The sequence below is a fragment of the Halomonas sp. PBN3 genome, assembly GCF_000475415.1.
In the GTDB taxonomy this organism is placed as follows: Bacteria; Pseudomonadota; Gammaproteobacteria; order Pseudomonadales; family Halomonadaceae; genus Halomonas; species Halomonas shengliensis.
Genome location: NZ_AXCA01000006.1, coordinates 22,024 through 40,204 on the forward strand (window position 1 = coordinate 22,024; position 18,181 = coordinate 40,204).

23 protein-coding genes are annotated in these 18,181 nt (G+C 66.9%); 12 read left to right on the forward strand and 11 right to left on the reverse strand.

From position 1 onward, the window contains the following. Window positions 1–107: 107 nt before the first annotated feature. Window positions 108–647 (forward strand): hypothetical protein, encoded by a 540-nt coding sequence (locus tag Q673_RS20320; protein ID WP_023004459.1) that lies wholly within the window; start codon window positions 108–110, stop codon window positions 645–647. Continuing rightward, window positions 644–1,003: a hypothetical protein gene (locus Q673_RS20325; protein WP_023004460.1), complete on the forward strand. Its 360-nt coding sequence runs from the start codon at window positions 644–646 to the stop codon at window positions 1,001–1,003. The genes Q673_RS20320 and Q673_RS20325 overlap by 4 nt, the downstream gene beginning before the upstream one ends. Before the next feature lie 8 nt (window positions 1,004–1,011). Here Q673_RS20325 and Q673_RS20330 read toward each other — a convergent pair whose 3' ends face one another. Further along, window positions 1,012–1,455 (reverse strand): HIT domain-containing protein, encoded by a 444-nt coding sequence (locus tag Q673_RS20330; RefSeq protein WP_023004461.1) that lies wholly within the window; start codon window positions 1,453–1,455, stop codon window positions 1,012–1,014. A 140-nt stretch (window positions 1,456–1,595) separates the two neighbouring features. Here Q673_RS20330 and Q673_RS20335 point away from each other — a divergent pair, with 140 nt between their 5' ends. The 3 genes from Q673_RS20335 (at window position 1,596) to Q673_RS20345 (ending at window position 2,961) form a co-directional block, all read left to right on the forward strand. After that, window positions 1,596–2,342: a sulfite exporter TauE/SafE family protein gene (locus tag Q673_RS20335; RefSeq protein ID WP_023004462.1), complete on the forward strand. Its 747-nt coding sequence runs from the start codon at window positions 1,596–1,598 to the stop codon at window positions 2,340–2,342. A 69-nt stretch (window positions 2,343–2,411) separates the two neighbouring features. Then, a complete protein-coding gene (locus Q673_RS20340) occupies window positions 2,412–2,543 on the forward strand; it encodes an entericidin A/B family lipoprotein (RefSeq protein WP_031217497.1) in 132 nt (43 codons plus the stop codon). Between the two features lie 103 nt (window positions 2,544–2,646). Then, entirely contained in the window at window positions 2,647–2,961 is a 315-nt protein-coding gene (locus tag Q673_RS20345) for an I78 family peptidase inhibitor (RefSeq protein ID WP_052004150.1), read from the forward strand. Here Q673_RS20345 and Q673_RS20350 read toward each other — a convergent pair. The 4 genes from Q673_RS20350 to Q673_RS0117880 all read right to left on the reverse strand — a co-directional run bounded on the left by Q673_RS20350 (window position 2,958) and on the right by Q673_RS0117880 (window position 7,045). Next, entirely contained in the window at window positions 2,958–3,473 is a 516-nt protein-coding gene (locus Q673_RS20350) for an acyl-CoA thioesterase (RefSeq protein ID WP_023004465.1), read from the reverse strand. The two genes, Q673_RS20345 and Q673_RS20350, sit on opposite strands and share 4 nt — an antisense overlap. Window positions 3,474–3,559: 86 nt before the next feature. Further along, window positions 3,560–4,870 (reverse strand): short-chain fatty acid transporter, encoded by a 1,311-nt coding sequence (locus Q673_RS20355; protein ID WP_031217498.1) that lies wholly within the window; start codon window positions 4,868–4,870, stop codon window positions 3,560–3,562. Between the two features lie 71 nt (window positions 4,871–4,941). Then, window positions 4,942–6,315 (reverse strand): MATE family efflux transporter, encoded by a 1,374-nt coding sequence (locus tag Q673_RS20360; RefSeq protein WP_023004467.1) that lies wholly within the window; start codon window positions 6,313–6,315, stop codon window positions 4,942–4,944. 103 nt (window positions 6,316–6,418) lie between these two features. Further along, the gene (locus Q673_RS0117880) at window positions 6,419–7,045 is read right to left on the reverse strand and encodes an outer membrane beta-barrel protein (RefSeq protein WP_023004468.1); all 627 of its coding nucleotides are present in this window, start codon (window positions 7,043–7,045) and stop codon (window positions 6,419–6,421) included. Between the two features lie 212 nt (window positions 7,046–7,257). Between Q673_RS0117880 and Q673_RS20365 the strand changes: the two genes are divergently transcribed. Next, window positions 7,258–7,572: a hypothetical protein gene (locus tag Q673_RS20365; protein ID WP_023004469.1), complete on the forward strand. Its 315-nt coding sequence runs from the start codon at window positions 7,258–7,260 to the stop codon at window positions 7,570–7,572. Window positions 7,573–7,685: 113 nt separating this feature from the next. On the opposite strand, the gene Q673_RS20370 is transcribed toward Q673_RS20365, so the two are convergent. From Q673_RS20370 to Q673_RS20380, 3 genes are all read right to left on the reverse strand, one after another. Continuing rightward, window positions 7,686–7,934: a YfhL family 4Fe-4S dicluster ferredoxin gene (locus Q673_RS20370; protein ID WP_023004470.1), complete on the reverse strand. Its 249-nt coding sequence runs from the start codon at window positions 7,932–7,934 to the stop codon at window positions 7,686–7,688. Window positions 7,935–8,002: 68 nt separating this feature from the next. Further along, entirely contained in the window at window positions 8,003–8,482 is a 480-nt protein-coding gene (coaD, locus tag Q673_RS20375; RefSeq protein ID WP_023004471.1) for a pantetheine-phosphate adenylyltransferase, read from the reverse strand. 5 nt (window positions 8,483–8,487) lie between these two features. Further along, window positions 8,488–10,368 carry a beta-ketoacyl synthase gene (locus Q673_RS20380; RefSeq protein WP_031217501.1) on the reverse strand — a complete coding sequence of 627 codons (1,881 nt, stop codon included), beginning with the start codon at window positions 10,366–10,368 and terminating at the stop codon, window positions 8,488–8,490. Between the two features lie 395 nt (window positions 10,369–10,763). On the opposite strand from Q673_RS20380, the gene Q673_RS36795 reads away from it, so the two are divergent. Further along, window positions 10,764–10,934 carry a hypothetical protein gene (locus Q673_RS36795; RefSeq protein WP_023004473.1) on the forward strand — a complete coding sequence of 57 codons (171 nt, stop codon included), beginning with the start codon at window positions 10,764–10,766 and terminating at the stop codon, window positions 10,932–10,934. A gap of 70 nt (window positions 10,935–11,004) precedes the next feature. Here the strand turns inward: Q673_RS36795 and Q673_RS20385 are convergent, their stop codons facing one another. Beyond that, window positions 11,005–12,006, reverse strand: a complete 1,002-nt coding sequence (locus Q673_RS20385) for an aldo/keto reductase (RefSeq protein ID WP_023004474.1) — start codon at window positions 12,004–12,006, stop codon at window positions 11,005–11,007. A gap of 293 nt (window positions 12,007–12,299) precedes the next feature. Between Q673_RS20385 and Q673_RS20390 the strand changes: the two genes are divergently transcribed. Together Q673_RS20390 and Q673_RS20395 are read left to right on the forward strand one after the other, a co-directional pair. Further along, window positions 12,300–12,836 carry a cytochrome b gene (locus tag Q673_RS20390; RefSeq protein ID WP_023004476.1) on the forward strand — a complete coding sequence of 179 codons (537 nt, stop codon included), beginning with the start codon at window positions 12,300–12,302 and terminating at the stop codon, window positions 12,834–12,836. A gap of 145 nt (window positions 12,837–12,981) precedes the next feature. Next, complete coding sequence (locus tag Q673_RS20395; RefSeq protein ID WP_023004477.1) at window positions 12,982–14,202, forward strand: YbfB/YjiJ family MFS transporter; 1,221 nt, start codon at window positions 12,982–12,984, stop codon at window positions 14,200–14,202. A gap of 7 nt (window positions 14,203–14,209) precedes the next feature. Here the strand turns inward: Q673_RS20395 and Q673_RS20400 are convergent, their stop codons facing one another. Continuing rightward, a complete protein-coding gene (locus Q673_RS20400) occupies window positions 14,210–14,422 on the reverse strand; it encodes a TOBE domain-containing protein (protein ID WP_023004478.1) in 213 nt (70 codons plus the stop codon). A 33-nt stretch (window positions 14,423–14,455) separates the two neighbouring features. Further along, window positions 14,456–15,454 (reverse strand): putative sulfate/molybdate transporter, encoded by a 999-nt coding sequence (locus tag Q673_RS20405; protein WP_023004479.1) that lies wholly within the window; start codon window positions 15,452–15,454, stop codon window positions 14,456–14,458. 354 nt (window positions 15,455–15,808) lie between these two features. On the opposite strand from Q673_RS20405, the gene Q673_RS20410 reads away from it, so the two are divergent. The 3 genes from Q673_RS20410 to Q673_RS36365 all read left to right on the forward strand — a co-directional run bounded on the left by Q673_RS20410 (window position 15,809) and on the right by Q673_RS36365 (window position 18,166). Next, the gene (locus tag Q673_RS20410; RefSeq protein WP_023004480.1) at window positions 15,809–17,188 is read left to right on the forward strand and encodes an IS1380 family transposase; all 1,380 of its coding nucleotides are present in this window, start codon (window positions 15,809–15,811) and stop codon (window positions 17,186–17,188) included. 370 nt (window positions 17,189–17,558) lie between these two features. Next, a complete protein-coding gene (locus Q673_RS36360) occupies window positions 17,559–17,807 on the forward strand; it encodes a hypothetical protein (protein ID WP_152527049.1) in 249 nt (82 codons plus the stop codon). Beyond that, window positions 17,804–18,166: a sodium:solute symporter family transporter gene (locus Q673_RS36365; RefSeq protein WP_152527050.1), complete on the forward strand. Its 363-nt coding sequence runs from the start codon at window positions 17,804–17,806 to the stop codon at window positions 18,164–18,166. Before Q673_RS36360 ends, Q673_RS36365 begins: the two co-directional genes overlap by 4 nt. Window positions 18,167–18,181: the final 15 nt, after the last annotated feature.

An 18,181-nucleotide genomic window follows, 5' to 3' on the forward strand; every position in this document is an offset into this window, starting at 1 on the left:
GATGGCAGTACCGCTCAGGGCTGTTCCGGCGCCTTTCGCTATCACCCTGTCGAAAATGGCGATCTCCCTAGCCTACACTGGAGCCATTCCACTCTAGGAGTTATCCCATGCGAGCCTGGCCGCTGCTTCTTCTGCTGGCGCTGGCTGGCTGCCAGACCGTCCCCTCGACCCTGCCCGTGGCCGAGCCGCCGCCCGCGGCCGCCTGTCGGTGGCCCACCGGCGAGGCGGCGCCGCGGGAGATCCTCGCCCGGGCGGTCGATGCCCTCGAGGCCGAGGGCTTCCTGATCCGCCACACGGCCACGGCGCCCGTGCTGGTGAGTGCCGAGCGCACTCGCCTGCTGCCCGGCTACGGCAGCCGCTACGACGACTGGGAGCGCCACGGCGTGTTCGGCGGCATCGACCTGGGCGGGGGCAGCGGTGGCATCGGCGGCGGGGTGATGATCGGCTTCGGCGGGGTGGGCAGCCTGACCCGCGATGCCACCCAGCTGGAGCGGGTCTCGCTGCTGGTGAGCGGCCAGGAGGTGCGGGTCAGCCGCGACCTGCAGGTCATCGACTGGCGCGGCGAACTGGCGGAGGCGCGCAGTGCTAGCACCGCGGCGTTCTGTCAGGAGTTGCGGCGTGCCATGCAGGCGGGAGGTGCCCCATGAGCCGCCGGCTGGGGGCGTTGCTGCTGGCGCTGGTGCTCGCCGGGTGTGCCACCCCACGGCCCGCGGCGTCGCCCACCGAGCTGACCCTGGCTGCGCCGCCGGAGACGGCCCTGGAGGCCGCCGCCGAGGCGCTGATGGCGGGGGGCTATGTGGTGCGCCATGCCGACGCCTCCCTGGGTCGGCTGGAGGCGGTGTTCTCGCGCTGGCCGGGCTATCGGGTGCTGGTCGAGGTCGAGGGGGAAGGCGAGCGCAGCCGGCTGGGGCTGGCCGCTACAAGGGGTGGCCGCGCGCTGCCGCCGCGCACCCTGGAGGCGCTGGCGGCGGAGATTGCCGCCAGGCTCGCGACCGCCGACTGACCGCGGCCTCAGCTCGCCTTCGTCGCCGTGCCGTTGAGGTCGAGCCCTTCCACCATAGCTAGCACGCGGTCGCGCATGGCGGCCAGGGCGTCCAGATCGTAGTGTTCCGCCTCGCCCTGGCCCCATACCGGCCCCGGCCAGGCCGCGTCCCCCTCGCGGCGCAGCACCAGGTGCAGGTGCAACTGGGGCACCAGGTTGCCGAGGCTCGCCACGTTGAGCTTGTCGGCCTCCATCAGGGTCTTGAAGGCACGGCCGAGGCGCCCCGCCTCCCGCCACAGCTGCTGCTGGTCCGCCTCGTCCAGCTCGAACACCTCGCTGACATCGTGCCGCCGCGGGATCAGCAGCAGCCAGGGAAAGCGGGTATCGTTCATCAGCCGCAGCTGGCACAGCGGCAGCTCGGTGACCGGATAGCTGTCTTCCACCAGGCGGGGGTCGGGCTCGAAGTGGTCCATCAGGGCTCTCCCGGGTAATCAACGAGCGGTATCGCCTGACTGGCATCATGCCACAGAACTGCTGACACAGAACCGCCGGGAGTTTTCCCGGGCTGCCCGGGCGGCTAAGCTGTGCAGCCTGACCCCGAAAGGACGCTCCCATGACCCTGATCGAGGCGCTGGCCCTGCTGCTGATCGGCACCCTGGCCGGCTTCATCAATGTGCTCTCCGCTGGCGGCTCCATGCTCACCCTGCCGCTGCTGATGTTCCTGGGCCTGCCACCCCAGGAGGCCAACGGCACCAACCGCGTCTCCATCGCGCTGCAGAGCGTCTCGGCGGTCTACAACTTCTTCCGTGCCGGGGCGCGCCATGTGGGCCTCTCGCTGCGGCTCTCGGTGCCGGCAGTGGTTGGCTCGCTGGTCGGGGCCTGGCTGGCCCTGCGCACCGGCGATGCCCTGTTCGAGGCGATCCTGATCGTGGTGATGGCGGGGGCGGCACTGCTGATGCTGCTGCCCCAGCCGCGCCTGGAAACCCGCCCGCTGACCCCCGAGCGGCTGACCCCGGCGGTCTACCTGGCGATGTTCGCCATCGGCCTCTACGGCGGCTTCATCCAGGTAGGGGTGGGCATCCTGTTCATCGTGGTGCTTTACCGCATGCTCAAGATCGACCTGGCCCAGGTGAATGTCTTCAAGGTGCTGATCGTGCTGGTCTATACCCTGCCGGCGCTGGTGCTCTTTCTGGTCAATGACCAGGTGCGTTGGGGTTACGGCCTGCTGTTGGCGGCGGGAAGCATGACCGGGGCCTGGCTGGCGGTGAAGGTCAATGTCAGTCCCCGCGGGGCCTTCGTGGTCAAGTGGCTCACCGTGGCGGTGATCGTGGCGATCATTCTGCGCTTGCTGATCGGGTAGGGCATGGCGTGCCGTCAGCTGCTAAATTAACCTTTGCAACACCCTGAATCCGCAAGGAGATAGAGCCCCATGAAACGATCACTGTTGATGCTGATGGCGGCGCTGTTCGCCGTGTCGCTGCTCTCCGGCTGCAATACTATCCGCGGTGCCGGCCAGGATATCGAACGGGGCGGCGAGGCGATCCAGGACGCCAGCGACTGATTCCCACCCCCCCCCCAGGGGGACGTACCGCCGGAGCGTCTGTCGCTTCGGCGTTTTTTATCGCTTCTGAGATAGAAACCCAGGCAAGGAACCCCAGATGTTCATGACGAGATTTTCGGCGCTTGCAATCGGCCTGCTGCTGGCCGGCTGCAGCAGCATGAATGCGGCACCGAGCCCTGATCCCGCCCCGCCGCCGCCCCGGGTGGAGGCCAGCGGCGAATGTGGCGCGGAGCGCGTCCAGGACCGTGTCGGCCGCGCCTACAGCGAGGCGCTCGGCGAGGCGATCCGCGACGAGAGCGGGGCGGCCGCCATGCGGGTGATTCGCCCCGGCGAGGCGGTGACCCTCGACCATCGGCCCGATCGCCTCAACGTCCACCTCGACGAGACGGACACCATCGCCTCCCTGGACTGTGGCTAGTCGCTCCCTTCCCTGGCGCCGTGCTCGTCCTGGGTGCGGCGCTCCTCCTCTTCGGCCTGCTTGCGCAGTTTCTTGCGCAGGGCGGCCTTCTCGAAGCGCAGCTTCTGCAGTTTCGTCTCCAGCCTGAGCGGAGGCACGGGGGCCGGCTTGCCGTCGGAGTCCACCGCCACCATGGTCAGGTAACAGCTGTTGGTGTGACGGATCAGCTTGTTCTGGATGTCCTCGGCCACCACCTTGATGCCGATCTCCATGGAGGAGCGCCCCACGTGGTTGACACAGGCCAGGAAGGTCACCAGTTCGCCCACATGGATCGGCTGCTTGAACAGCACCTGATCCACCGAGAGGGTCACCACATAGTGGCCGGAGTAGCGGCTGGCACAGGCGTAGGCCACCTCGTCGAGCTTCTTGAGGATGGCCCCACCGTGCACCTTGCCACTGAAGTTGGCCATGTCCGGGGTCATCAGCACCGTCATCGACAGCTCGTTCTGGCCGGGCAGGGGATGGGCGTCCATGGGCGGTCTCCTGTTGGGTTATCCACAGCATAACGCCTTGCCCCCTACCTGGGGACAAGGCGTTTTGCGTGGGGAGGGAGCGAACGTCAGAACCAGGTCAGCCCGATGGAGATCAGCACCCCGGTGATGATCAGCTGGATCAGGCAGAAGCCCATGATGTCCTTGGCCTTGAGCCCGGCGATACCCAGCACCGGCAGCGCCCAGAAGGGCTGCAGCAGGTTGGTCCAGGCGTCACCCCAGGCCACGGCCATGGCGACCCGCGGGATCTCCACCCCCAGCGCCTCGGCGGCGGGCAGCATCACCGGCGCTTGCACGGCCCACTGGCCGCCCCCGGAGGGCACGAAGAGGTTGACGATGCCGGCGCTGATGAAGGTCCAGAAGGGCAGGGTGGTCTCGGTGGCGAAGGAGACCAGACCCTCGGAGAGGGTCGCCGCCAGGCCGGACTGCACCATGATCGCCATGATCCCGGCGTAGAAGGGGAACTGGATGACGATGCCGGCACCGCCCTTGATCGCCTCCTGCAGGCTGGTCAGCAGGCTGCGCGGGGTGCGGTGCAGCACGATGGCCAGGAACAGGAACAGGAAGTTGACCACGTTGAGGTTCAGCCCGCCGCCACGCAGGAAGAAGTGGTCGACCAGGAAGATCAGGCCCGGGATGCCCACCAGCCAGGCCAGCACCACGCTGTTCTCCATGCGCTCGGCGGGGCGGGTGATGCGCACGCGCTCCTCCTCGTCCTCGCCCAGCAGCTTGGGGTCGACGAAGACGCTCTCGTTCTCGTCGGGCAGCATCATCCGGTTGACCAGCGGCACGGCGATGAACAGCATCACCACGATGGCCAGGTTGAAGAAGGCGAAGATGGTGGAGCCGGTGCCGATCACGCCGATCTGGTCGGCGCTGAAGTGGCCGTCGGTGGCGATGGTCAGCGGCACGGAGCCTGCCAGGCCGCCGTGCCAGACGATAAAGCCGGAGTAGGCGCTGGCCACCAGCAGGCGGTAATCGACGCGCACCAGGCGCGCCAGCTCCTTGGCGAACAGCGCGCCCACCACCAGGCCGAAGCCCCAGTTGATCCAGCTGGCCGCCAGCGACACATAGGTGACCAGCAGGATGGCCCCGCCGGGCCCTTTGGCCAGCGCGGCCAGGCGCTGCAGCAGCTGCTTCACGGGGGGAGAGCTTGCCAGCATGAAGCCGGTGACCAGCACCAGCAGCATCTGCATCGAGAAGGTCAGCAGGTTCCAGAAACCGTCGCCCCACATGCGCATCACCGCCAGCGGCGTCTGGCGTTCCACGGCGATGGCGGCCACTGCGGCGATGATGGTCAGCAGCAGCACGAAGATATAGGGGTCGGGCAGATAGCGATCGACCAGCTTCACCGCTGGTCTCGAGAGAGCCTTGAGCATGGCGATCCCTTACTGTTGTGAGTGTTATGGGTAGTTCAGTATAGAAACTAGCGCAGCGTCAGTATCTTGCGTTATTTCGCCGCCAACGGTCCAGCAGGCTTGTCACACCAGTCGGTGCGGCGCCGTCGCCGATAGTAGGCGATCAGGGTCGCCGAGCGCACCAGGGTGAACAAGGTGAAGGCCAGCCACAGCCCGTGGTTAGTGAGGGCCTCCGGCAGCACTGCCTGGGCGAGCCACCAAGCGGGCAGGTAGACGGCGAGCCCGGCGAAGATGCTGTTGCGCATCTCGCGGATCGCCGTGGCGCCGATGAAGACCCCGTCCAGCAGGTAGCTCCACACCGCGATCAGCGGCATGGCGACCATCCACGGCAGATAGCTGGCGGCGGTGTCGCGCACCGCCGGCAGGCCGGTGAGCAGGGCGATCAGTGCCTTGCCGCCCAGGGCGAAGGCCAGCGCGGCGAGGCCGGCGGTGGCCAGCGAGAACCAGGCCGCCCCGCGCACCGCCTGGGCGAACTCCTCCCAGCGCCTGGCACCCACCGAGCGCCCGGTAAGCGCCTCGGCGGCGTGGGCGAAACCGTCCAGGGCGTAGCTGGTGAGCATGATGAACTGCAGCAGCACGGCGTTGGCGGCAAGCACGGTGTCGCCCTGGGCGGCCCCCCGCGAGGTGAAGAAGGCCATGGCGAACAGCAGCCCCAGGGTGCGCACGAAGAGGTTGGCGTTGACCGAGAAGAGCTCGCCGTAGGCGGCCAGCGCCAGCAGCCGGCTGCGCAGGAAGCGCCCCGAGAGCCACCTGAGCTGGCGCGAGACCAGCCACAGGCCGAAGGCGAAGGCGGTGTAGTCGGCGATCACCGTGGCCCAGGCCACGCCGTCGCTGGTCATGCCCAGGCCGACGACAAAGAGCAGGTCGAGGACGATGTTGACGCCGTTGGTCAGCACCAGGATCGCCAGGGTCACCCGCGAGTTCTGCTGGCCCAGGAACCAGCCGAGGATGGCGTAGTTGGCCAGCACCGCCGGCGCCGAGAGGATGCGGATCTCGGCATACTCGGCGGCCAGCGCCGTGGCCACCTCGCTGCCGTCGAGCAGCCACAGCCCCAGGGCGATGAGCGGTCGCGAGAGCAGGATCAGCGCCGCGCCGATGCCCGCCGCCAGCAGCAGCGACTGGCCCAGCAGGTTGCGCACCTCCGTGTCGTTCTCGCGGCCCACCGCCTGGGAGGTGAGCCCGGTGGTGCCCATGCGCAGGAAGCCGAAGCCCCAGTAGAGGAAGCTGAACAGGGTGGCACCGAGGGTCACCGCGGCCAGGTAGCGGGAGTCCGGCAGGTGGCCGACCACGGCGGTATCCACCAGCCCCAGCAGCGGCACGGTGATATTGGAGAGGATAATCGGCCAGGCCAGCGTCAGGATGCGCCGGCGCGCGGACGCGGGTGACGAAGGTTCCGAGCGGCTCACGATGGGCTCCCGAGGGTGGAAAGCCGCGCAGCATGGCCGGCGGCGGCATATAACGCAACCGCCCCGCGCTGGGGCGGGGCGGTTGCGGTGGCTCGTTTTTCGCTTAGAAGCGGTAGCCGATGCTGGCGGAGATCATGTCGATCTCGAAGTCTTCGCCGCTTTCGCTGATATCGTAGCGTTCGAACTCGGCACGCATCAGGATGCGCTCGACCTCATACTCGGCGCCGATACCGTAGAAGGGGTCGGTGCCATCCTCACTTGCTGCGCCATCATAGATGATGTCACCGTTTAGTCGTGCTGTTCCTGAAAGGTCCCCGTCCCAAGCGATCATGCCGAGTTTACCATGCACGCTGAAGCCGTTTTGGATCGGTAGTTTTCCTACCAGCGCAAAGCCAAAACCTTCAGCACTTGCATCGATGTCAGCAGTTGCAACATTAGTCCCATCGGTAACTGTCGCATCTGATGTGAAGTCACCAAAATCAAGATAGCTTGCTTCAACGGCGAAATTTGGATTGAACTGGTAGCCGACAAACAGCTTGTAACCAGTATCGCTATCATCAGTAGAGAGCCCAAGGCTATCTAATTCATCGAATGTGCTGTTATCCAGCTTTGAGTAGCCCAGCCCAGCACCCACATACGGCCCCTCGTCGGGGTTGTACTGATAGCTCTGGGCGAAGGCGGGGCTGGCGACCAGGGTGGCCAGGGCGGCGGTGGCGATCAGACGCTTCATCATGCGCTCCTTTGCATGGTGGGGGCAGGCAGGGCCTGCGGGTTGGGCGGTCGGCGAAAGCCGTCTACCCTGATGTAAGATCCTGTGAAAGGATGTAACCTCGGGCATTCTAGAAGCTAATAATGGTTAGTGCCATACCCGGTATATCGGTTGGCTGGTACTGGCAGGGCGAGAACGGCAGCAGAGACTGCAGGGAGCAGGGAGTGAAAGCGATGGGCAAGCGGACCGTATTCTTCTTCGTACTGGCGCTGGTGGCGCTGCTGGGCACGACCCCGGCGGTAGCCCAGGAGCAGCGCATGGAGGCCCAGCCGAGCGGCGGGGCCATGATCGCCGATGTGGTGATCGCGCGGCCGCTGCTGGCGGCGGCCACCGTGGCCGGCACGGCGGTGTTCCTGGTGTCGCTTCCCTTCACCGCCCTGGGTGGTGGCGTGGATACCGCCGCCGAGACCCTGATTAAGACCCCGGCCGAGGCGGCCTTCCGCCGCTGCCTGGGCTGCACGGTCAGCAAGCGCGCCGACGAGCTCTGAGCCGCCGCCAACGCGGCACTCCATCCCGGGCGCTAGGCCCCATACGGCGACGGCCCGCTCTCAGGAGCGGGGCGTCGTGGTGTCGGTGGTCATGTGGTCTGCGCGGGAGGACGTCAGGCGGCGGTGATGCGCTCGTACTTGGCCATCAGCTCCTCGCGGCTCTCCTCGCGCTCCGGGTCGAGGGGGATGCAGTCCACCGGGCAGACCTGCTGGCACTGGGGCTCGTCATAGTGGCCGACGCACTCGGTGCACAGAGCCGGGTCGATGACGTAGATCTCCTCCCCGGGCGAGATGGCGCCGTTGGGGCATTCGGGTTCGCAGACGTCGCAGTTGATGCACTCGTCGGTGATCATCAGGGCCATGGGGATACCTCGCGGAAGTCGCTGGCCGCGGTCGTCGGGGTGACTCGGTGCAATCCCGAGCTGTGGGGTCAGGTATTGTAATGGCTCTTCAGCGTCGCGGCGACCCTTGGATGGACATGCTGCGAGACGTCGCCGCCCAGCTTGGCGATCTCGCGCACCAGGGTGGAGGAGATATAGGAGTTCTCCACCGCCGGGGTGAGGAAGACGGTCTCCAGCTCCGGCATCTGGGCGCGGTTCATGTTGGCCAGCTGCAGCTCGTACTCGAAGTCCGAGACCGCGCGCAGGCCGCGCAGCAGCACGCGCGCCTGCTGCTGCCTCATGAACTCGGTCATCAGCCCCGAGAAGCCGGTCACCTCGATGTTGTCGAGCCCGGCGGTGACCTCCCGGGCCAGGGCGATGCGCGTGTCGATATCCAGCGCGGGGCCCTTGCCGGGGCTGGTGGCGATGGCCACCACCACCTTGTCGAACAGCCGGGCGGCGCGCTCGATCAGGTCGAAGTGGCCGTTGGTGATGGGGTCGAAGGTGCCGGGGTATACCGCGATGTTCATCGCCGTCACTCCTCGAGTCTGCCGAAGGGGTTGTGCACCGCCAGCGAGACCGGGCGGGCGTAGCCGGGGATCTGGATCTTGGTGTCGCTGACCTCAAGCTCCGGGCCCTCCAGCACGCCCTCGCCGAAGCGATAGCGGGGAGCGAAGCGGCCCTGGTCGGCCTGGCGGCGATAGGCGGCGGCGGCCTCGCGGGTCGCCTCGCGGCGCACCTGCCAGGCGGTCACCGCGGCCTCGCCGTGGCGCTGCACCAGCAGCCGCTCGGTGACCCCGGGCGAGAGCACCACGCCGGTGGCGTTGTTGCCGCCGAATCCCTTGGCGTTGATGAAGGCGGCGTCCGCGGCGAAGGGCATGGCCTCGCGCGAGAGCCGCAGGCGCTCGGCGTGGACGTCGTCGGCCACCGCGTCGAGGGTGGCGATGCCCGGCAGCAGGTCATGGGCGAAGCTGCCCAGGGCGCTGGCCAGCTGGTCGCCGGCGGCGCTGCCCTGTGAGTGGCCGACGTAGGCCTTCACCGCCACCACCGGCCACGCCTCGATGCCATAGGCGCGTGCCACCAGGTCGAAGACGTGGGACTCGGTCACCCGGTTCTTGGGGGTGCTGGTGCCGTGGGCGTGCAGGAAGGTGTGCTCGCGCAGGGCACGCTCACCGAGCATCTCGCGCACCAGGGCGGCGGCCTTGCCCAGGGTGATGTAGTTGCCGATGCCCGGTGCCGAGATGGAGCGCTTCCAGCCGTCGGCGTTGACGAAGACGTCCGGCACGCTGCCGAGGATCTCGGCGCCCACCTCGAGGGCCAGGGCGTCGTCCATCAGCATCACGAACTGGCTGGCCTCGGCGATGGTGAAGCCGCAGTTGCGGGCGAAGGGACGGCACGCCTTCTGGTAATCGGCGTCGGTGAGCAGCTCCAGGGCATCCAGGGCGCGCAGGCTGTCGTCGTCGGCCAGGGCCCCCATGGCGCGGAAGCCCTCGATGATCTCGGGGGTTACCGGCGCATCGGCGGTGCCCACCATTACCACCCGGCGGCGGCCGGCGCGGATGTCGTCGACCCCCAGGCGCAGGTTGTAGAGGAAGCTGGCGCAGGCGCCCAGCGCCGCGCCGGTGCCGCCGACGCTGCCCAGCACATAGGCGTTGAGGAAGTCGGCGGGCATCTGGCCGTAGCCCAGCGGCATCTGCTTGGAGGTGGCACGGTTGCCGGAGACGAAGCTCTTGAGCAGGCCGCCCCAGCCCTCGTCGTCGAGCTGGCCGATGGAGTTGCCGGCGTAGACGGCGACCTCGTCGGGGTCGAGCCGGTCGCGCAGGGTGTCCCAGGCCAGGCCGCTGTCGCCCAGGCAGTCGCTGGCCGCGAAGATCGCCATGGAGAGTCCGCGCGGGTGGTGCACGCTGCGGTAGAGGCGGTCGGGCTCGAAGCCGCTGGGCAGCTGGCCGGCGGCGCGCACCTGGGCGGGACGATGCTCGGGGAGCATCACGTCCATCTCGCCGGCGGGCACGGTGACCTCGAACAGCTTGCGGTCAAGCTCGCGCACCTGCCAGGTGGCGGGCAGATCCCGGGGCAGCTGGCGGCGGCGGATCTGGAAGGTGAGGGGGGTCTCCAGCGCCAGGCTGGCGCGGCGATTGGCGGGCAGCCCCGCGTCGTTGAAGCGCGGATCCTCGATGCGGCGGATCAGGGTATGGTCGAGCACCTGCTGACGGGTCTGCTCGACGATGGCGGCGGGGGCGAGGGGCTCGCCGTCGGCGTTCTGCCAGCTGCCGTCCTCGTGGCCGCTGGCCAGGCGCATCATGGCGGCCAGGCCCAGCAGGGTGCGGGTCTGGTCCTCCGTGGGCAGGGCGTCGAGCACGGTGCGGCGGAACGCCTGGTGGCCCGAGGTTCTGCCGGCAGGGTTCACGCCGCCCATGCCGACGATCACCGGTAAGTGTGACAAGCCGGATTCCTCGTTGTGCTGTTGGTGTCTACGAGTTCGCGATCGTTTACAGGTCATGGATCATAGCACCCGGCCCGCAGCGGCGTCATGCGGGGCGCCCGGGGGCGGGCGCGAAGGCGCTAAAACGAATGTTTGAAAATCGCCGTCGCCTTGGCTAGGATGAAATGGCTGTTTGAGTCATACGAGTGGTCATGTGGGCGCGTCTCTCCGGGGATGCGCCTTTTTTTCTTTCCCGTCTGGCGTTCACGCCGTTCACGTGCCTTCACGCAGCGTTACGCACTGCGGTGGCAGGCCGCCGCCGCGGGCGCTAGGTTGAGGGCGTGGCCCCCGCGCCACCCGACCCTTTCGTTTCTCAGGAGGAGAATGGCATGCAACACACGCTGTCACGGAAAGTCGCCCTGGCCCTGCTGGCGGGCCTGTTGACCCTGGGCCTGGCGGCCTGCGAGGAGGAGCAGGGCCCCGCCGAGGAGGCCGGCGAGGAGATCGACCAGGCGGTCGAGGAGGCCGGCGATTCCATCGAGGAGGCCACCGACAACTGAGTCAGTCGTCGTCTGGCGAGAACGCGACAGGCCGGGCACCTTGCCCGGCCTGTCGCGTCTGCGGGGTGGCTCAGGCGAACTCCTCGGTATCCACCTCCGCCTGCAGCGCCTCGGCGTAGCGCCCACCGACGATACGCCCGGGAGCGAACGCCTCGTCCAGGCGCGCCACCAGCGCCGGTTCCAGGGTAAGCGACGCGGCGGCCAGGTTCTCGCGCATATGCGCCACGCTGCGGGTGCCGGGAATCGGCAGGACGTCCTCCCCCTTGGCGCGCAGCCAGGCCAGCGCCAGCTGCCCGCCCGTGACCTCGAGCTCGCGGGCCATGGCGTCCAGCTCGTCCAGCAACGGCAGGTTGCGGGCCAGGTTGTCGGCGCTGAAGCGCGGCATGCCGCGGCGCACGTCGCCCTCGACCAGGGGCGTGTCGGCCTGGATGGCCCCGGCGAGGAAGCCGCGCCCCAGCGGGCTGAAGGCCACGAACAGGGTGCCCGCCTCGCGGCACGCCTCGAGCACCGCGATCTCCGGGTTGCGGGTCCACAGCGAGTACTCCGTCTGCACCGCGGCGATGGGGTGCTCGCTGCGGGCCCGGCGCAGGGTGGCCGCCGAGACCTCGGAGAGGCCGATGGCGCCGATCTTGCCCTCCGCCACCAGCCGCGCGAGCTCCCCTACGCTCTCCTCGATGGGCACGCCCTTGTCCCAGCGGTGCAGGTAGTAGAGGTCGATATGGTCGGTCTGCAGGCGCTCGAGGCTCGCCTCGCACTGGCGGCGCAGGGTCTCGGGGCGGCCGTCGATCACCTTGCGGCCGAGGTCGGGGTCCATGGCCATGCCGCACTTGCTGGCCAGCAGTATCTCGTCGCGCTTGCCGGCGAGCGCCTTGCCCACCACCCGCTCGTTGACGGTGGCGCCGTACAGGGTGGCGGTATCGAAGTGGCGATAGCCCATCTCGAAGGCCTCGCCCAGGGCTCGCAGAGCCTCGGCCTCGGGGACCGGCTGGCCGTAGCCGTGGGAGAGGTTCATGCAACCCAGGCCGATGGCGGGGGAGGCGATGGCCGTGAGGCGGTCGGTCACGGGATTCATGGTGTCTCCTTGCTGGTTATCGAGCCGATTCTTCAGCGCGTGCGGGCGATGATCAGCGCGGCGTGCTCGCGCAGGAAGTCGTTGGGCTCGGTGCCGTAGAGGTAGTCGTCGGTGCTGTAGCGCTCATCCCACATGGGGGGCATCCTCGCGTTGCCGTGGATTCGGCCTGTGAGAGTACCAAGATCCACGGCGCCATGGCGCCACCCGGCCTCGTTCGCTCCCCATTGGCGCCACAATTCCTGCGCGATGGGTCGCTAGCCTGCAACCGAGACGCATCGCACAGGAGCCACACCATGTCGTCCCCCATCACTCACTACGGCCGCTTCAGTCGCCTGCTGCACTGGGGCATGGCGGCCCTGTTCGCCTTCCAGTTCCTCACCGCCATCGTTCGCTTCGCCTTGCCGGATACCGCCCTGGAGGCGGCCATATGGGGCGCCCACAAGCCGCTGGGGGCGCTACTTATGTTGCTGGTGATAGTGCGCCTGGCCTGGGCGCTGGTGGAACGGGCGCGGCGCCCGCCCTCCATCAACCTGGCCGCCGGCCTCGGCCATCTGGCGCTCTACCTGCTGATGGTGGCGGTGCCGCTGGTGGCCCTGCTGCGCCAGTACGGCTCCGGCCGTGCCTTCGCCCCCTTCGGCATCCCGCTGATGCCGGGCTTCGAGGGCGAGGTCGAGTGGATGACCGCCGTCGGCGGCATCTTCCACGGCCTGCTGGGCTGGGCGCTGCTGGCGCTGATCGTCGGCCATGTCGCCATGGCCCTCCTGCATCGCCGCATGGCCGGTGAGGACGTGCTGGTGCGCATGCTGCCGCGCAGAGCCGCCGGGCGCTGAGGCGCTCCCCGGCACTTCTCGCTTCCCCATTTGGTCGCAGGCCCCGGTTGCCGCCGGGGGCCTGGGGTATGGTAGGCCGCTGCGCCGCCGCCGGGCGGATGGCCGCAGACACCTCCACCATGACAGGGAATACGGAGCGCCAGGCATGGCCAAGTCCTCTCTTCTTTCTCCGCGCTACCGCGTGCTGCTGGCGGGGCTCTTCAGCCAGCTGCTGTGCGTGGGCGTGGCCCGTTTCGCCTACACCCCGCTGCTGCCGGTGATGCAGCAGCAGACCTGGCTCTCCGACGCCGATGGCGGCTGGCTGGCCGCCCTCAACTATGCCGGCTACATGCTCGGCGCGCTGACCGCCGCCACCATCGGCAGCATCCGCCTCAAGGACACCCTCTACCGCCTCACCCTGGTGCTGGCGCTCGCCTCCACCGCCGGCATGGCGCTGACCGAGAGCTTCTGGGTCTGGGCGGCACTGCGTTTCGTGGCGGGGTTCTCCAGCAGCGGCGCCATGCTGCTCGCCTCGGGGCTGATCCTGCACTGGCTGATCCAGCACGGTCAGCGCGGTGAGCTGGGCATCCACTTCGCCGGGGTGGGGTTGGGCATGCTGCTGGCGGCCCTGGCGGTGGAGCTGATGCTGGGCCTGGCCCTCGACTGGCAGGCCCAGTGGTGGGGCTTCGCGCTGTTGGCGGTGGTGCTGCTGGTACCCGCCTGGGGCTGGCTGCCGCGACCCGCCAGGCCGCTCGAAGGTGGCACCGGTGGGCAACGTCAGGCCCAGCCGCCCAGTCGCACCTTTATGCGGCTGATGCTGGCCGCCTACTTCTGCGCTGGCTACGGCTACGTGATCAGCGCCACCTTCATCGTCGCCATCGTCGAGCGCGAGCCGCTGCTGGCCGGCGCCGGCAACTGGACCTTCGCCTTGGTGGGGCTGGCGGCTGCCCCTGCGGTGATGCTGTGGGACCTGGTGGCGCGCTGGATCGGCTATCTCGGCGCGCTGATTGCCGCCATGGCGCTGCAGGTGGTGGGGATCGTGCTGCCGGCGCTCACCGACAGCCTGGCCGGCGTGCTGGTAAGCGCCGTGCTCTACGGGGGCACCTTCCTGGGCTGTGTCAGCCTGGTGCTGACCATGGCCGGGCGGCTCTACCCGCAGAGCCCGGCACGGCTGATGGGACGCATGACCCTGGCCTACGGCGCTGCCCAGATCCTTGCCCCGGCGCTCACCGGCATGCTCGCCGAGGCCAGCGGTCACTATGACACCGGCCTGTGGCTGGCCGGCGGCTTCGTCGCCCTGGGCGCGGTGCTGCTGACTTGGCTGCGCGGCGTGGACCAGACCGCCCAGCGGTTGGATGCCGAGGCCAAGGTGGCCGCGGCGAGGTGAGAAAGGCTTAGTCGTCGATGCCCAGCATCACGTCCGAGGCCTTGATCACCACCTGAACCTCCTTGCCCACGGTGATGCCGAGCTCCTCGATGGCGTCGCTGGTGATCATCGACTTGATGGTGTTGCCGCCGCCGATGTCGACGCGGACCTGGCTGTTCACCGGGCCTTCCTTCACTTCCAGCACGGTGCCCTTGATCACGTTGCGTGCACTGATCTTCATCCCTGTTCTCCTGATCGCGGGGCAGGTGGGGCGTTAGCCCCTGTCGTGGGGCGTGCCGCGGGCACGCCTGCGTACAAGATGCCGACGCAGCTGCTCGCTGGCAAGGCCCGCCGCCAGTCCCACCAGCGCGCTACCGAACAGCGTGGCCACCGCGGTGACCGCGATCACCGGGCGACAGTCGGGCCGGGCGTCGAAGAGGCGCTTGCTCAGCATCAGCTCTACCCCGGCGAAGGCCAGCAGGGCGCCCACCACCGGGACGGGAATCGCCGCCAGCCAGGCGACCACCGCCTCGGCCTGCAGCGCGGCCAGGGCGCAGGCCGCGGCGATGGCCAGCGGGGCGATCACGCTGCGCGCACCGAAGCGGTAGTGGGCGGCCACCACCACGGCGTTGAGCAGGGTCAGCGGCAACTGGGCCAGCACGCCGCCGGCCACCGCGGCAAGCGATAGCCCTTCCCCGATGACGGCCGTTGCCGATGCCAGCGGCTGGGCCTCACCCGGCGCCAGAACGACGGCCACGAGGATCACCACCAGCGCCCAGGGCCCACGAGGCCAGACCCAGGAGAGGGCGAGCAGGGCCATTGCCGGCAGGGCCAGCCACCAGCCGGTGGCCATCATCTCCAGCGCCAGCGAAGCGAGCATCAGCCCCAGGCCGGCCTGCAGGCCGGTGACCACCGATTGCGGCAGGGCGCGGGCGGCGCGCCCCAGCAGCGGCGTGGCGGCCAGCGCCAGCAGCACCAGACCCAGCAGGGCACCGGCCAGGGCCGTCTCGGCGGCGGTAAGCCCGCCGGTGAGGATCACCGCGCCCAGCGCCTTCATCGGCTGCACGGCTATGGGCGCGCGATAGAGCAGGGCCACCAGCAGGTAGCCCGCCGCGAAGCCCAGGAACACCGGCCCGGGCGCCAGTACGCCCAGGCCGATGCCGGCGATCACATAGGGCAGCAGGGTGCCGAGATCGCCGAAGGCACCGGAGATATCGCCACCCAGCGCCACCAGGGAGTGGCGGCGAGGCGATTTATCGGAAGGGGAGGTCATTGAGCTACTCTAGCCCGAGGAAGAGTGCAAAGCCCATCGCCCATTCCATCTTTGTTGATGCCTCTGACATTGTCAGTCAAGGGCCTGAAGCCGCCTCTATGTTGTCTGGCGACGTCTTGATCAGCTCGATGCTATAGTGGGTTACAACACGACCCCGATCGGTGGACCCGCTCTGCGGTGACGCTGCTGAGGGGTTTTTTGATTCCGGGCTGGCAGGGACCGAGCCATGATCGATCGTGAAGGAGTCGACCCGGCTTATTCATGAGGCCGGCCTGAAAACGAAGATAGCGGATGGTATTCTCTTGAAAATTCAGTGTGTTCCGCCAAGAACCTGAACCAAGAGAGCCATCCGCTATGGGTGAAAGCCTATCCACCTGGACGCCCTCATGCAACGGCACTGTCCGTGTTGAGCTGAGCGGCCAGCGCACCACCAGCGACAGCGGCGCTCTGCTGCTGCGTGAAGCCCTCGACAACAGCGGCATGATCGAGGCGCTGGAAGACAATCTGGTCGATCGACGCCACCCGCTACGCATCCGCCACTCGCTTGCCAGCCAGCTGCGTACCCTGGTGCTGCAACGGGCGATGGGCTGGATCGATCTCAGCGATACCGACACGTTGCGCCGTAACCCGCTCTGGCAGTTGGCCTGCAGCGATGCACGGGGGATGACGCCCCTGGCCCAGGACCGGCCGTCTCAAGCCACGCTGTCGCGGCTGCTGACCTGCCTTGGCCGCAACGACAACATCGATACCGTGCATGAAGGCCTGCTGCGACTAGTGGTCTGGCGCCTGACCTCGCTGCAGAACGGTGAATGGCCCAAGCAGCTGACGCTGGACATCGACGGCCTGCCGATCGAGGTCCATGGCCACCAGGGCGGGTCGGCCTATCATGGCCTGTATGGGGCCCGCATCTACTCGCCGCTGGTTGCCTCGCTGGCCGAAACCGGCGACATGGTGGGTGGCCTGCTGCGCGAGGGCAACGCCGGCCCGGCCGAGAACGCCGACACATGGATCCCGCATCTGGTGCGGCGACTCAACGAGAGCACCGGCGCCCAGGTTCGCGTGCGCATCGACGCCGGTTTTACCGACAACGACACGCTGGCGGCGCTGGAAGATCGCGGCATCGAGTACCTGGGCCGGCTGCGCAGTCACACTGGCCTGCAGAAGTTGGCGGCGCCACTTCTGAAGCGGCCACCCGGCCGGCCACCCGAGCAGCCTCGCGAGTGGTGCCACGATCTGGAGTATCAAGCGGGCTCTTGGTCGGCACCGCGTCGCGTCGTGCTGGTGGTGCAGGAACGCCCCGATGATCTGCTGCTGCATGCCTTCTTCCTGGTCACCAACCTCGGCAAGTTCGACTGGCCGCCGGAGAAGGTCCTGGCACTGTACCGCAAGCGCGGCAGCGCCGAGGCCCACATGGGGGAGGTGAAGTCGGCGCTCGACGTGCACCTCTCGTCGACGGATCGTGGCGCCTCCACCGTTCAGGACGTGATGGCACGCAACGAGGTGAGCCTGCTGCTCAGCCTCTACGCCTACCAGGTCCTGCATGGCCTGCGCTGCCTGCTGGAGCGGCAGACCCGGCAAGGCTGGAGCCTCAGCCGGATGCGCGAGCAGGTGCTGAAGGTCGCCGCCACGCTGAGGCTGCACGCTCGGCGAATCACCGTTCATCTGGGTGCCGCCGCCGACAAGTGGTGGCCGACGCTGCTGAAGGGGCTGCCGAAGCTGACCGCACTGAGCTGACGCTCCTGCGAGACCACCACAGCATCAGAAAGCGAGCGACCGGAGCGGCGGGCGGCGATCACGGCTGCTTGGACGGTCGCAATTGATTCCAAAGAGCTATAAGAAAGCGGGAAAATTTCAGCGTTTTGGCATTACTCAACGGCCATTCGCACTGAAGAAGCCGATCCTGATAAGCGATGCCACCAGTCAGTACCTTCAGACCGCTCAATCAGCACCCTCGTGAATGAGGCGGGGTCAATGTTGGTGAAGGAGCTTAGTGTGCACTTTTTGGAAACAGGGTGTGGTGTTTTTCATTGTTCCATAAGAGGTTGAGAGTGGCTATCTTCCTATAGGCACCATTAAAAGAAAGTAATGAACAGGAGATGGGTTTATGAATTTAAGGGTTATGAGGAAGCTCCTTTGGGGGGTGGTTTTAGTCTTGCTTGGGATTACATGGTTGCCATATTTTGGTTTTTTTGACTCTCCAAGTTTTGTTATGGGGATCCCTCAGCCATTGGCTGTGATCATTATATGCAATATCTTCCTTACGCTTTGTGTTTTCTTTATTTACCCACTTTATTTCAAGCCGTTTATTAGAAAGCTTGAAGAAAAGCCTTTGGGGAATGGAGGAGAGAAATGAGCAATTCGATTACAGTTGCAGTATTAGCTTCTTTTGTAATGGCTTTTTTGTTCGTGTCTTACCTCTCAAAAAGAAGTGAGTCAAAAATTCAGGGTAGTTCATCTGAAAATTTTATCATTGGAGGTCGTGGGATAGGAACATTGGTGCTAGTGCTCTCTATGGGTGCTACGTATTTCTCGACATGGACTCTTCTGGGAGCGTTTGGGGCGTATTATAGGTCTGGTGTTTGGTTTGCAGGATTCACTGTATGGACAATATTTCATGCAATTTTCATTTGGCTTTTTGGTGCTAGGATTTGGCTTGCAGGGAAAAAGTATGGTTTTATTACACCTGGTCAAATGATCAAGAGATACTCCTGAATCCGTGAGACCGGC

Coding starts and splice junctions, on each gene's coding strand:
- Q673_RS20365 (WP_023004469.1), top strand. CDS start 7,258: ATGGGCAAGCGGACCGTATTCTTCTTCGTACTGGCGCTGGTGGCGCTG.
- Q673_RS20400 (WP_023004478.1), bottom strand. CDS start 14,422: ATGAAGATCAGTGCACGCAACGTGATCAAGGGCACCGTGCTGGAAGTG.
- coaD (WP_023004471.1), bottom strand. CDS start 8,482: ATGAACATCGCGGTATACCCCGGCACCTTCGACCCCATCACCAACGGC.
- Q673_RS36360 (WP_152527049.1), top strand. CDS start 17,559: ATGAATTTAAGGGTTATGAGGAAGCTCCTTTGGGGGGTGGTTTTAGTC.
- Q673_RS20410 (WP_023004480.1), top strand. CDS start 15,809: ATGGGTGAAAGCCTATCCACCTGGACGCCCTCATGCAACGGCACTGTC.
- Q673_RS20325 (WP_023004460.1), top strand. CDS start 644: ATGAGCCGCCGGCTGGGGGCGTTGCTGCTGGCGCTGGTGCTCGCCGGG.
- Q673_RS20380 (WP_031217501.1), bottom strand. CDS start 10,368: ATGGGCGGCGTGAACCCTGCCGGCAGAACCTCGGGCCACCAGGCGTTC.
- Q673_RS36795 (WP_023004473.1), top strand. CDS start 10,764: ATGCAACACACGCTGTCACGGAAAGTCGCCCTGGCCCTGCTGGCGGGC.
- Q673_RS20370 (WP_023004470.1), bottom strand. CDS start 7,934: ATGGCCCTGATGATCACCGACGAGTGCATCAACTGCGACGTCTGCGAA.
- Q673_RS20340 (WP_031217497.1), top strand. CDS start 2,412: ATGAAACGATCACTGTTGATGCTGATGGCGGCGCTGTTCGCCGTGTCG.
- Q673_RS0117880 (WP_023004468.1), bottom strand. CDS start 7,045: ATGAAGCGTCTGATCGCCACCGCCGCCCTGGCCACCCTGGTCGCCAGC.
- Q673_RS20405 (WP_023004479.1), bottom strand. CDS start 15,454: ATGACCTCCCCTTCCGATAAATCGCCTCGCCGCCACTCCCTGGTGGCG.
- Q673_RS20350 (WP_023004465.1), bottom strand. CDS start 3,473: ATGGACGCCCATCCCCTGCCCGGCCAGAACGAGCTGTCGATGACGGTG.
- Q673_RS20355 (WP_031217498.1), bottom strand. CDS start 4,870: ATGCTCAAGGCTCTCTCGAGACCAGCGGTGAAGCTGGTCGATCGCTAT.
- Q673_RS20385 (WP_023004474.1), bottom strand. CDS start 12,006: ATGAATCCCGTGACCGACCGCCTCACGGCCATCGCCTCCCCCGCCATC.
- Q673_RS20345 (WP_052004150.1), top strand. CDS start 2,647: ATGACGAGATTTTCGGCGCTTGCAATCGGCCTGCTGCTGGCCGGCTGC.
- Q673_RS20320 (WP_023004459.1), top strand. CDS start 108: ATGCGAGCCTGGCCGCTGCTTCTTCTGCTGGCGCTGGCTGGCTGCCAG.
- Q673_RS20395 (WP_023004477.1), top strand. CDS start 12,982: ATGGCCAAGTCCTCTCTTCTTTCTCCGCGCTACCGCGTGCTGCTGGCG.
- Q673_RS36365 (WP_152527050.1), top strand. CDS start 17,804: ATGAGCAATTCGATTACAGTTGCAGTATTAGCTTCTTTTGTAATGGCT.
- Q673_RS20335 (WP_023004462.1), top strand. CDS start 1,596: ATGACCCTGATCGAGGCGCTGGCCCTGCTGCTGATCGGCACCCTGGCC.
- Q673_RS20390 (WP_023004476.1), top strand. CDS start 12,300: ATGTCGTCCCCCATCACTCACTACGGCCGCTTCAGTCGCCTGCTGCAC.
- Q673_RS20330 (WP_023004461.1), bottom strand. CDS start 1,455: ATGGACCACTTCGAGCCCGACCCCCGCCTGGTGGAAGACAGCTATCCG.